This is a genomic window from Spirochaetota bacterium (genome assembly GCA_004297825.1).
Lineage (GTDB): Bacteria > Spirochaetota > UBA4802 > UBA4802 > UBA5368 > FW300-bin19.
The window spans coordinates 60,001-72,353 of record SCSX01000006.1; the positions used below are offsets into that span (position 1 = coordinate 60,001).

General features: G+C 57.9%; 13 protein-coding genes. 3 read left to right on the forward strand and 10 right to left on the reverse strand.

The features are described from left to right. Positions 1–216: 216 nt before the first annotated feature. Positions 217–687, reverse strand: a complete 471-nt coding sequence (locus tag EPN93_00790) for a YfcE family phosphodiesterase (protein TAL39813.1) — start codon at positions 685–687, stop codon at positions 217–219. Next, positions 684–1,493 (reverse strand): TetR/AcrR family transcriptional regulator, encoded by an 810-nt coding sequence (locus EPN93_00795; GenBank protein ID TAL39814.1) that lies wholly within the window; start codon positions 1,491–1,493, stop codon positions 684–686. Before EPN93_00795 ends, EPN93_00790 begins: the two co-directional genes overlap by 4 nt. A 108-nt stretch (positions 1,494–1,601) precedes the next feature. On the opposite strand from EPN93_00795, the gene EPN93_00800 reads away from it, so the two are divergent. Together EPN93_00800 and EPN93_00805 are read left to right on the forward strand one after the other, a co-directional pair. Continuing rightward, positions 1,602–3,398, forward strand: coding sequence for an elongation factor 4 (locus EPN93_00800; GenBank protein ID TAL39815.1), 1,797 nt, complete (start codon positions 1,602–1,604; stop codon positions 3,396–3,398). A 75-nt stretch (positions 3,399–3,473) separates the two neighbouring features. After that, complete coding sequence (locus tag EPN93_00805) at positions 3,474–3,821, forward strand: hypothetical protein (GenBank protein TAL39816.1); 348 nt, start codon at positions 3,474–3,476, stop codon at positions 3,819–3,821. Positions 3,822–4,032: 211 nt separating this feature from the next. Here the strand turns inward: EPN93_00805 and EPN93_00810 are convergent, their stop codons facing one another. From EPN93_00810 to EPN93_00840, 7 genes are all read right to left on the reverse strand, one after another. Further along, positions 4,033–4,740 (reverse strand): hypothetical protein, encoded by a 708-nt coding sequence (locus tag EPN93_00810; GenBank protein ID TAL39817.1) that lies wholly within the window; start codon positions 4,738–4,740, stop codon positions 4,033–4,035. A 147-nt stretch (positions 4,741–4,887) separates the two neighbouring features. After that, positions 4,888–5,643 carry a hypothetical protein gene (locus EPN93_00815; protein ID TAL39818.1) on the reverse strand — a complete coding sequence of 252 codons (756 nt, stop codon included), beginning with the start codon at positions 5,641–5,643 and terminating at the stop codon, positions 4,888–4,890. A 144-nt stretch (positions 5,644–5,787) separates the two neighbouring features. Then, positions 5,788–6,507 (reverse strand): hypothetical protein, encoded by a 720-nt coding sequence (locus EPN93_00820; GenBank protein ID TAL39819.1) that lies wholly within the window; start codon positions 6,505–6,507, stop codon positions 5,788–5,790. A gap of 162 nt (positions 6,508–6,669) precedes the next feature. Next, positions 6,670–7,500 carry a hypothetical protein gene (locus tag EPN93_00825; protein TAL39820.1) on the reverse strand — a complete coding sequence of 277 codons (831 nt, stop codon included), beginning with the start codon at positions 7,498–7,500 and terminating at the stop codon, positions 6,670–6,672. A gap of 62 nt (positions 7,501–7,562) precedes the next feature. Then, entirely contained in the window at positions 7,563–8,324 is a 762-nt protein-coding gene (locus EPN93_00830; protein TAL39821.1) for a hypothetical protein, read from the reverse strand. A 157-nt stretch (positions 8,325–8,481) separates the two neighbouring features. Then, on the reverse strand, positions 8,482–9,222 hold the full coding sequence (locus EPN93_00835) for a hypothetical protein (protein ID TAL39822.1): 741 nt from the start codon (positions 9,220–9,222) through the stop codon (positions 8,482–8,484). Between the two features lie 72 nt (positions 9,223–9,294). Then, positions 9,295–10,017, reverse strand: coding sequence for a hypothetical protein (locus EPN93_00840; GenBank protein ID TAL39823.1), 723 nt, complete (start codon positions 10,015–10,017; stop codon positions 9,295–9,297). Here EPN93_00840 and EPN93_00845 point away from each other — a divergent pair. After that, the gene (locus EPN93_00845) at positions 9,980–11,047 is read left to right on the forward strand and encodes an HD domain-containing protein (GenBank protein ID TAL39824.1); all 1,068 of its coding nucleotides are present in this window, start codon (positions 9,980–9,982) and stop codon (positions 11,045–11,047) included. The two genes, EPN93_00840 and EPN93_00845, sit on opposite strands and share 38 nt — an antisense overlap. Before the next feature lie 55 nt (positions 11,048–11,102). Here the strand turns inward: EPN93_00845 and EPN93_00850 are convergent, their stop codons facing one another. Then, positions 11,103–12,275, reverse strand: coding sequence for a hypothetical protein (locus EPN93_00850; GenBank protein ID TAL39825.1), 1,173 nt, complete (start codon positions 12,273–12,275; stop codon positions 11,103–11,105). Positions 12,276–12,353 lie beyond the last annotated feature (78 nt).

A 12,353-nucleotide genomic window follows, 5' to 3' on the forward strand; every position in this document is an offset into this window, starting at 1 on the left:
TCACGCATCACCGGGACTCCCCTTCGTGCAGCAATTTGAACAATGCAGCTCACGACAATCATAACAGAGCATGATTTGATGATTGCTGAAGGCAATTTAACCGCGAATGAACGCGAATGGACACGAATTGTATGGTTCGGCAATAAACTGATTGGCGTGTATTGGCGTGTATTCGCGGTTTCTTCTATTTCGAACGCAAAACATCTTGCGCGGGGCTCAACCGGGAGGGGCCTCCCACCGCTTATGGAAGAATTCAATCCGGTCCGATACGAGCACGGTCCCGTAGAAGCCCTGCTGCGCCGCCCCGGGATTGAAGAGCGAGGGACGCCCCTCGCGAAGGAAGGGCCGGTGGGTGTGGCCGAAAAGCACGATATCGGCTCCCCGGACGTGCGCCTCGTCGAGGAGCCCCAGGTAGTCCTCGTGCGCGCGCTGCCGGTCGCCGTGCGTCACCAGGAATTTGAAGCCGGGAAGCTCGAATAGCTCCAGAACCTCACGACCGGTAACGACGGCGCGGTCCATGTTGCCGGTGACCCCCACGACGCGCACCGATCGCGGGATGCGCAGCTGCGCGAGGTCGCGCACGCCGTCACCGCAGTGAACCAGTATCTCGAAGGGCAGCTCGCGCTCCACGATGCGGGCGAGCGCGGCGGAATTGCCGTGGCTGTCGCTCACGACCAGTATTTTCATTTGGGTGCGTTCGTGGCCCGGGCGTCTTCGGGGTTGACGAGCATGCCGCGAAAAAAGAGATCGACGGTGGTGGTGATGGTCTGTTCTATGTTGAATTTGCTTTCCATGACGGCCCAGCGGAACAGCAGCTCCTTCACGGATCCGATGATGCAATAGGAGACGCCGACCGGATCGAGATCGGCCAGCACCTTTCCCTCTTCCTGGGCCCTGCGGATGTAGCTCGCCGACATTTCTATCATGCGGTCGAAGAACCCGTTCACCTTGTTCAGGAAGGTCTGGTCCAGGCCTATGGCCTCACGGAGCACCAGCCTTATAAAGTGCTTGAATTCGATGGAGCTCGTGATGAAGCGGGCCATGTCCAGGTAGAGATTCTTGATCTCCGGTATGGGCCTGGGCTGCGAGATATCGAGCACGATGGAGGCCTCGTAGAGCATGTCCAGGTAGTGGTCGATGAGTTTCGCCAGGATATCGGCCTTGCCTTCGAAGTGGAGATAAAACGTCCCCTTCGCGATGTCGGCGGCGTTGATGATGTCGTCTATCGATGCGGAGTGGTAGCCCTTTTCCGCGAAGATTTCCAGCGCGATATCCATGATCTGGGCCTGTCGGCGGAGGCCGTCCTTGCGCTTGTGCCTGAATCCTGTTTTCATGCGCCGCCTTTTTATTTGTATGAGTATCGAACGCGCGCTATCGTTTCCCGTACCCGTCCGGGGTACGGGCGAATCGGCGCCCCCCGTTCCGCTAATCATGCACGAGGGCGGAAGACGGCGTGTAAGAATGGGAGATGGGGATCCTCGTCTCCTGTTCATTAAAGCCGTACCCCGACCGCCGATGACGGCACATACTCGGACGGTGCTTTCAATTATTCAAACAAAAAATGCTTGCATATGGAGAAAACTTAACCGGAGTATCCACTCATGGATTTAGGTCATATAAGGAACTTTTCAATCATCGCGCACATCGACCACGGCAAGTCCACCCTGGCCGACCGCCTCATCGAGAAATGCCAGATCGTTGAACGGCGGGCGCACGTCGAGCAAATGCTCGACACCATGGACATCGAGCGCGAGCGCGGCATCACGATCAAGTCGAACGCGATCACGCTGAACCACCGCGCGAAGGACGGGAGCGAGTACGTTTTCAACCTGATCGACACCCCCGGCCACGTGGACTTCACCTACGAGGTGTCGCGCGCCCTCGCGGCCTGCGACGGCGTGATCCTCGTGGTCGACGCGTCGCAGGGGGTCGAGGCGCAGACGATCGCGAACCTCTACCTCGCGCTCGAGAACGACCTCGAGATACTCCCCGTCATCAACAAGATCGACATGGCGAGCGCCGATATACCAAGGACCAAAGAGAGCATCCGGAAAACCCTGGGGCTCGATCCCGAGAAGGCGGTCCCGGTATCGGCGCGCGAGGGCACGGGAATCGACGAGCTCCTCGAGCGCATCGTGTCTGATATACCTTCCCCGAAGGGAGACCCGGACGCGCCGCTGACCGCGCTCATCTTCGACTCGTTTTTCGACAAGTACGTGGGGGCGGTCGTCAAGGTGCGCATCTTTGATGGCCAAGTGCGCAAGGGGGACCAGATCAAGATGTACTCCACCGAGCGCCAGTACGAGGTGACGGAGGTGGGCATTTTCCGGCTGGAGCGCGAGAAGCGCGACGTGCTCATCCCGGGGGACGTGGGCTACATCATCGCCGGGATCAAGACCGTCGTCGACACGAAGATCGGCGACACAATCACGCACGCGGAGCGCCCCTGCCCCGCGGCACTCCAGGGCTTCAAGGACGTGAAGCCCATGGTCTTTTCGGGCCTGTATCCCATGTACAGCGACGAGTACGAGGAGCTCAAGGACGCGCTCTACAAGCTCCGCCTGAACGACGCTTCCCTCACCTTCGAGGCCGACAACTCGTACGCGCTCGGCTTCGGGTTCCGCTGCGGCTACCTGGGCCTTTTACATATGGAGATCGTGCAGGAGCGCCTTGAGCGCGAGTTCGACCTGGCACTGGTGACCACGGCGCCCAGCGTGAAGTACCGCATCATCACCCAGCGTGGCGAGGAGCAGTATTTCGACAACCCCGTGAAGATGCCCGATCCCGGTTTCATCGAGCGCATCGAGGAGCCGTACGTGACCGCCACCATCATAACCCCCACCGAATACGTGGGCAACATCATGGCGCTTGTGACGGACTGCCGGGGCGTGCACGTCAACATGGAATACATCGATTCGAGCCGGGTGAACCTCCACTACGAGCTTCCCCTCTCCGAAATCGTGTTCAATTTCTACGACAAGCTGAAAAGCTACTCCCGGGGATACGCGTCCTTCGATTACGAATTCAAGGACTACCGGGTCTCGGACATGGTGAAGGTCGACATACTGGTGAACGCGGAGCCCGTGGACGCGCTTTCCTTCATCGTGCACCGGGACAAGTCGTATTACCGCGGCAAGGAGATCATCGAGAAACTCAAGGACATCATACCGCGTCACCAGTTCAAGATACCCCTCCAGGCGGCCGTGGGGGCGAAGATAATCGCGCGCGAAAACATAGGCGCGATGGGGAAAAACGTCACCGCCAAGTGCTACGGCGGCGACATCACCAGGAAACGCAAGCTCCTCGAAAAACAGAAAGAGGGCAAAAAACGCATGAAGCTCATCGGCTCGGTCGAAATTCCGCAGGAGGCGTTTCTCACCATACTGCGCATCGACTAGCGCTTCGACTGCGTGATTGTACAATCACGCGGGCTCAGCACGAGCCGGGCTTCGCGGATACATTGGAAGGAACACATGGATAACAACCGGTCTTTTCCGCGCTGTAACACCCGCCTGCGCGTTGAGTTCGCGCGGGCCGACCGTGACCCCGCGGCGCCCGTTCCCGGGATCGCGACCAATTTAAGCCTTGGCGGAACCTTCATTCAAGCCGAACGCGGGGAGCATCCCGGAACACCCCTGGCGCTCTCGATCGAGATCGGGGACGGCCGGAACGGGAAATCCCACCTCGCCCGCGGCGTAGTGCTGCGGTCGGGCCCGGGCGAGGGTCCCGGCGGGGATAACGGGAAGCATTTCATGGCGGTCAGGTTCGACGAGCCCCAGTTTGAGCTGTCGCAGATACTCGCCGTTTACATTGAGAACTGAGTATCCCCTTCCGCGCGTGCGTGCGGAATCGACATAAGAAACTGGTCCTCGTCGAGGTCAGTCCCGCGTCGCTGATGCTCAGGTAACGGGCACCATGAAGGCGCGGATTCGAATCCGCGCCTTCATGGTGCCCGTTATCTCCACATCTCGCTTTGGAAGGCGTCAATGGATTGATGCATTGTCGTCCAAGGGTTCCGTATGAAGCTCCAATTCACAGGCTGAAGTGATATATTGCAGAAACGGTAACCCCCAAAAAGCTGTGCGTTTCCTCGCTGCCCGATCCTGCGTCGTTGCTGAAGCTCACCCGCTGGTACCGAATCCCGGCTGATAGCGTCGTGGACAGGGACGCGAGATACCAGGCCAGCGACGCGGTGGTATTCAATCCGTATTCCGTCCAGTCCTGGCTCTGGACCGTGTCGCCGCCGGTTTTCCCCGCAAGGTACATCCCGGAGACGTTCACAAGGGCGAACAGGGAATCCGTGACGGGCAGCGTAACGCCGATCCCTAACCCCGGACCGTACGCGTAATGGTAGAATTCCGACGTTTCGAAGAGGGGGACGTTTTCAGTGAACGAGAAATCGTACCTCATGTACTTGAGCCCGCCGAACACCTTGAACCATCGCGACAGCGCGAAATTCAGAGTCGTGTCCGAATCGTACCGCCTGAAATGGGGGGAAGCGCCTGCGACGGGGTCCGCCTCGAAGCTCCCGGTGAGGAATACGCTCGTTACCGACCATCGCTCCGCGAAATCGACGCCTAGCACGGGCCCGTACAACAGGCCGGGATTGATCTCGGGCGAATCCTGGGCATCGGTCTTCCACTGGGTGTACCAGGCGGTCGCGCCCGCGCTCATACCGACCGCCCCGGCGTTCTCGCGGGAGAGAAGGATCGCCGCGCAGGTAAGTGTTGCAAATGCCAAAAAATTCAGGATTGTCCTCATAAAATCGCCTCGCTTGGATAGTCTTGAACAGATGTGGTTCAATATACTATCGGAGCGAGGCGCATTTCAACCGCGGGAGGGCATTATGCCATCCCGCGCCGGATATGGGGAGTGACGGGTGGCCGGTTACTCTTCTCCGCCCAGCCCAAAATGATACACGGCCGAGAAGGTGATCCCGTAGAACGTCAATTCGTTGGTTACCGCACCGGCCAGGTCGGTATCCGATTTAAAATACTGGTAGCGCCCGCCAAGGGCGAACGTGGTCGATATTGACGCGGCATAATACGCGATTGATGCCGTGGTATTGATTCCGGTTTCGGTCAGGTTGCTATCGTCAAGTTTTGTTGACTCCTTCCCTTTCAAGTACATCCCCGACAGGTTCACGAGCGCGAACAGGGAATCCGTTATGGGCAGGGTAAGGCCAATCCCCAGTCCGGGGCCGTATGAATAGTGCCTGCTATCTGCCGAGCCGAATACGGGTACGGATTCCCCAGTTTCCCGGGTATCGTAGCGCATATACTTGATGCCGCCGAACACCTTGAGCCATTTTAAAATCGAATAGTTGAGCGTCGTGTCGGAATCATAGCGCCTCAAATGTATTGGAATGCTGAAACCGGGCATCACATCCAGCGTCGCCTTGTAATCAGCCGTGAGCAGCACGCAGGTGATGGACCATTTCTTCCCCCAATCCACGCCCAGCACCGGACCGTACATGAGGCTTGAATCATAGCTTAGTTCCGAAGAGGGCGCCATGTCCCACGTAGAATACCACGTGTTCACCCCCACGCTCATCCCCGCGGCGTGCCCGGGAACCGTTCCCGCGAACAGGGCACACGCGGCAACCGCGCACGCCATGAAAACCATAAATGCTTTTTCCTTCATCCCATACTCCTTGATCAGTATAATTGCACTCTTCTCTTATACACCGTGTGACAGGCGGGTCAAGATGAAAATGAAAAGGCCGCACCCCACGGTGCGGCCCTGCGATCCCCTCAATTAGTTACTCGCTCTTCATACCGGCTCTTCCTATTCTTCACCGCCCAGGCTGAAATGATAGATCGCCGAAACGGTAACCCCCAGGAATGCGAATTTGGCCTCCGAATTCGAGTATTCTTCCTTGAAGTATTGGTAGCGCACTCCCGCCAACAACGTCGTTGAATACGAATCAAGGTAATAGGCAAGCTGCACTGTCGTATTGAAGCCGGTATCGGTGAATCTTTTATTTTCGAGCCCCATCCCCGCCGGCTCGGTTTCTTTTCCTACCAGGTACAGAAGGGAAAAGTTTCCCACCACGAAGAGCGAGTCCGCAAGAGGGAGCGATATCCCTATTCCGGCGCCCGGTCCATACGAGATAAATCTTGAATTCCCCTGCTCGAACGGCATCAGGAGTCGACCGTATTCGTCCGCATTCAGGGATTCGTGGGCGTCGAACCTGCTGTACTTGAATCCGCCGAACACCTTCAGCCATTTATTTATCGAATAATTGAGCGTCGTATCGGAATCATAGCGGCGTTCATTGAACACCGGCACGCTGGTATCCGGTGAATGATGCTTAAAATTACCCGTCAGCAACACGCTCGTAAGCGACCAGTTCTTTCCCCAGTCCAGGCCGATGACGGGGCCGTACAGGAAACCGGGATCAACGTCTTCACCCCCGGAAGGCGATATATCAAACGTGGTGTACCACGTGTTCACGCCCACGCTCATCCCCAGCGCGGATACGGGAGCCGCTCCCGCAAACAGCATGCCGCAGACCGCAATGAAAGTAAAAATAGCCGTAAATGTTGTTTTCTTTATCATATACCTTACCTGATTAGTTAATTCCCCTGGACCGACCTGGGGGCTCAAGCCACACTGCACGATTCCGCCCGAAACGGGGGTATCGTGCAGGGATGCATACTGAGAGTATTATTCTTCGCCTCCCAGCCCGAAGTGGTACACGGCCGAAAAGGTAATCCCGTAGAAGGTGGAATGGTCATTCGCGACGCTCCTACCTGGATTGTCCGAATGATATCTTGTCAGGAAATACTGGTAGCGCACGCCCAGCGAAAATGTAGTCGCAACCGAGGCCGCGTAATACGCGAGCGATACGGTCGAATTGAAACCGGTTTCCTTTATTTCCAAATTGTTGCCGGACATCACCGGATTCTCAAACGCTTCCCTTCCGGAGAGATACATCGCCGAGACATTGGCCAGCGCGAAGAACGAATCGGAAACCGGCAGCGTAAGCCCGATTCCCAGTCCGGGGCCGTAGGAAAAGTGCCGCATATCGGTATCCTCGAACAAACCTGTGGTCTTACCCGTTTCAGGTGCATAGGTGTCATAGCGCATGTACTTGAAGCCGCCAAACACCTTGAGCCACCTGAGCACCGAATAGTTCAGGGTCGTGTCGGAATCGTAGCGACGGGGATAGGCGTACCATGGAATCATTTCGTTTTCCATCCGGAAGGTCCCCGTGAGAAATACGCTCGTGAGCGACCAGTTCTTCCCCCAGTCGAGTCCCAGGACGGGCCCGTACATGAGACCCGGTTCGAACGACCGTTCCGCCTCAGGGGATATGTTCCATTTCCAGTACCACGTGCTCGCCCCCACGCTCATGCCCGCCGCGTGAGCGGCGATCGTTCCCGTGAACAGGACGCCGGCCGCGACGACACACACCATCAATGCCATCAATGCTCTTCTCTTCATCGCAATCCTCTCGTTATTGATAATAAACCTCTTCTTCCCGTTATGCGCCATACACTGGACATGGGTCACACTGAATACGGGAAAGCCGCACCGAGCAGGTGCGGCCCCGTGGACTACACCCCGTTACCCAGGTTGAAATGGTAGATCGCGGAGACGGTAACGCCATAAAACCGCATCGTAGTATCATTCGAATGCGCGTTCTCTTCCCTGAAATACTGGTAACGCCCTCCCGCGGACAACGTGGTGGAAATCGAATCAAGGTAATACGCGAGAATCAGCGTTGCGTTGTATCCCTTATCGATGAAACGCGAATCGGCTGCCGCAGAAGTGCTGTTCTTGCCGTATAAATACAACAGGGACCCGTTGCCGAGCAAAAAAAACGAATCGGAAAGCGGAAGCGTAATACCGATTCCCGCGCCCGGTCCGTAGGAGAGGTGCTTGAAATCTCCGCTTTCAAACGGCATAAGCAGGTCTCCCATTTCTGCGAGGCTGCCTAATTTCATATCATACCGTACATACTTAAACCCGCCGAAAACCTTCAGCCATTTGTTGATGGAATAATTTAACGTCGTATCGGAATCGTAACGGCGATAATTAACTTGAGGACTGTAAGCGTCATCGGCATGAAGCTTGAAGTTACCTGTAAGTAACACGCTGGTCAGCGACCATTTTTTTGCCAGGTCGAGACCGAGCACAGGACCGTACATAAGGCCGGGATCGATGTCATTACCGCTGGACGGCGTCGTTTTCCACTGCACATACCACATATTTGCCCCGACGCTCATACCCACCGCATGCCCGGGAACCGTTCCTGCGAACAAGATGCCTGCCGCAATTGTACCCGCCATAAATGCCATCAAGATATTTTTCTTCATCCTATCTTCTCCGAATGAACTATATTCGTTTTATACGTTATGCGAAATACAAAAGGCCCCGGTCACCCCGAAAACGAAACGGCCGCACCCTGAGGTGCGACTTACGGAGCTGTTCCCCGGCCCCCGGGCTGAATGGGAACATTTGATAAAGCGCGCGCTACTCGGAATCCCCCATCCTGAAATGATACACCGCCGAGAAGGTGATCCCGTAAAACTTCGTCTTCGAATCGTAGGTCATGGTGTCGTAGCGGGAGTCCAGGTACTGGTACCGTCCACCCAGGGTGAGCGTCACCGATGCTGGGGCATAATGCCAGGCGATCGCGGCGGTAATATTGTAGCCCAGGTCTTTTGTATTGTCGCTTACCGAGGGGTCCTTGTACTTCCCGTAGCAGTAGAGACCCGAAAAATTCAGGATCCCGAAAAGCGTATCGGTGAGCGGTACCAGGCAGCTCAGGCCCGCCCCCGGTCCCATGGTATAGAAGTTCTGGTTTGCGGAGCCGAATATCGGCGTGGAACCGCCCGACGAGTCGTCATCGAACCTGACATACTTGAAACCGGCGAAGATCTTGAAATAGCGGGCGAAGGAATAACCTACCGTGGTATCGGAATCGTAGCGCCGGTACCGGAGGTCCGGGAGCCCGTCAAAACGCTCCCCCAGGTTTCCCGTAAGGAACACGCTGGTGACGGACCAGTGCTTCGCGAAATCGATCCCCACGACGGGACCGTAGAGCAGGCCGGGATCGAAATCGCCATTTCCCTGGTGCGGGGTATACCCCCACCACGCGTACCAGGTCGACGCTCCCGCGCTCACGCCGACGGCGCCGGCGGGCACGGCCGCGAGCAGCACCATTGCCGATGCCGCCAGGACGACAACACACGATGCGATCTTATTTTTCATTCCAGGCCTCCCTTTATCCGTTTTCATATTTCATCCCGATCCGCCTGGGGGCGCGCGTCATGCCCTGCCGGCCTATTCATCGTCCCCCGCGCTGAAATGGTACACCGCCGAAAATGTGAAACCGGAGAACTTTAAAAGAAAGTAACCGCCCGTATAGACGTCCGATGTTTCCTTTATCAACTGGTAGCGGTAGCCGGCCGTGATGGTCATGGGAAGCCAGGGCAGGTAGTACGCCAGCGAGAGCGCGGCGTTATAGCCCTTACTGATAAACCGCGTACTGTCCCCGGAAAACTTTCCCCAGAGATAGAGCCCTGAAAAGTTCCCCAGGACGAACAGTGAATTTGACACCGGGATCGTGAGCCCCAGGCCGAGCCCCGGACCATAGGAATAGATTGAGATGTCACGCTCGGCGAAGGGGACGTACATCGGTTTGTAATCCTCATCATAACGCATGTACTTGAAGCCCGCGAACACCTTGAGCCACCTGAACACCGCGTAGTTGAGGGTGGTGTCGGAATCGTACCTGAAATCGTATACATCCCCGGTGGGAGTCTCCCATTTAAAATTTCCCATCAGGAAGACGCTGTTGAGCGACCATTTTTTGCCGAGGTCGAGTCCCAGGACCGGTCCGTACATGAGGGCCGGATTGACCGGGGATTGGGACTCCGTATCCCAGTCCGCATACCAGGTCGCCAGGCCCGCGCTCACGCCGACGGCGCGGGCGGGCGGTGCGGCAAAAAGCATCGCGCAGCAGATCATGGCGGCGAGAAGCAGGGGGTATTTTTCAGCATGCATCGGCGCCTCCAATGATTGCGATCTTCTCGCACGCTGCGCATGTTTCGTCGGGCGCGCGGTTCAATTCGTTTCGGAACCCTATCCTATATTCGGATATCGATTTTACAAGCACTTTCCGGATAACGGCGGGGGGTCCGATGCGCATGGACCCGCGTATCGGACCCCAAAATCGTCTTTGACCTTTTTTCCGCTCCGTGCGTATCATGCGGATCGTAGGGCGTGCCCGCGCGGCGCCGCGAATCCCATTCGGAGAGCAGGCTACGATCATGAAACCGAAGACGCCAATGAACCATCCCTTCGTGGAACGCCACGAGTACAAGTTCCTATTGGGCAGCGAAAAACTATTGATTTCGGCGCGCCGTGCCGCACACTCGCACCCATGAATGCCGATGACCGCTTGATCGAAGACGCCGCCGCGTACGCGCGCGATCAGATGGGACCCCTTGCACCCAGCCACGGATGGGACCACGTTGAGCGCGTGGAACGGCTCGCCGCGCGTATCGCGTCCCTCGAGGGGGCGAACCTTTTCATCGTGCGCCTGGCTGCGTACCTGCACGACATAGCGCGCGTCATCGAGGACTCCTCGGGAGGAAAGATTTGCCACGCGGAGGCGGGGAGCGCGATGGCCCTTGAGTTCCTGCGCGGCAGGGGGCTCGACGAGACGCGCGCCCGGCACGTCGCGGACTGCATTCTCTCGCACCGATTCCGGAACGATCACGCGCCGCGCACGATCGAGGCGAAGTGCCTGTACGACGCGGACAAGCTCGACAGCATAGGCGCGGTGGGGATCGGGCGCGCCTTCCTGTTCGCCGGGGAGGTGAACGCGCGGCTCCATAACCCGGACGTGGAAATCCTGTCCACGACCGCGTACTCCGGCGAGGACACGGCCTACCGCGAGTACATGGTGAAGCTCCAGTTCGTCCGGGAACGCATGCAGACGGCGGAGGGCGCGCGCGTCGCGGGGGAACGTCACGATTACATGGTCGGATTTTTCTCACGCCTCACCGCGGAAACGCGCGGGGAGGCATAGAAGGCGCGGATATATATCCACGCCCCTTCCCGGGATCGCGCGTTAAAACGCGCGGCTACTGGAGGATGATACGCAACCGGCCTATGACGGTGCGTTCCTCGTCCCCGTCGTCGTACTTGATGAAGATATTGTCACCATCCCGCTCGGCGATCCTGCCGCGATAATATTTTCCCTTCCCCTTGAAGTTGCCAAAGACGACGTCGCCCTTCGCGAGCTTTTCCGCCCGGATATATTTTTCAAAGCGCCATTCGCTGTCCCCGTCCAGGTAGCGCACGAAATACATGTCGTCCTTCACGGCGTCTATGGACGCGGGATACCAGTAGGCGTCGCCCGACCATTTCACGAGCGCGACGTCCCCCGCGTTCCACTTCCCGGTGTAGAGCGACTTGGGCAGGCGGAATTCCTCGCCCTTGACGGCGATCCAGTCGCCGTGCGCGCCGTTGCTCACCTGGTAGTAGTCGCCCACGAGCTCGGTCCTGTCCGCCGAAACGCGGAAGGTGTAATTTCCGTACCCATACGACGCCTTGTAGTACCCGGAGAGCAGGTCGCCGCTAATCGTCCCCGACATCACGGCGCGTCCTATGGGCTCCTCGTTGTACCCGGTCACGCCCGTCCCGCTGTAGGTGAGGACGATCCGTCCGCCGGCATGCATTCCCCGCGCGTCGGTATAGACGCTGCTGTAGGTGAATGTTCCGCCGGCCGTCTCAACGCGCTTTGTCCCCTTCTTCGCGCCTTCGCGCACCGCGGGCGTATACTTGTACTCCTTTCCGAGCAGCCTGTAGGCGACGGCCTTGGCCGCCTGCGGGAGGTCGTCCGTATTCGTTACGACGTCGAAGGCCTCTTTCTTCACGACGGATGTCTCGGTCTCGACGATGCGCGCGGTGACGCGGTACTGGTTCCCCAGCACGACGATTTTTCCCATGACGAGGTTTTCCGCGGCGAGGAGCCTGCCTATCTGCGCGGCCTTCGAATCGCTCACGAGCCCGGTGAGGGAAAGCTCCTGCTCCTTCATGACCGCGTTCAGCATGGCGCGCTCCACCACGACGAAGGGAATGCCCGCCATCGCGGCGATCTCGGAGCGCACGATCTCGCTCACGGCGACGCCGAGCTCGGCCTGTCCGTCGGTGGATTCGAATCCCATGACGGCAAGGGTCTTCTTTTCGGCGGCGCGGGAGGCGGGGGACAGGAGCGCGATCATGCAAAGGGCCGCGGCGAGCATTCGTTTCATGGGAGACCTCCGGACGGGCTGTGCGCGTATCGGACCCAAATTAACACGGGACGGTTGCGGGGAAAAGTATAATTTATA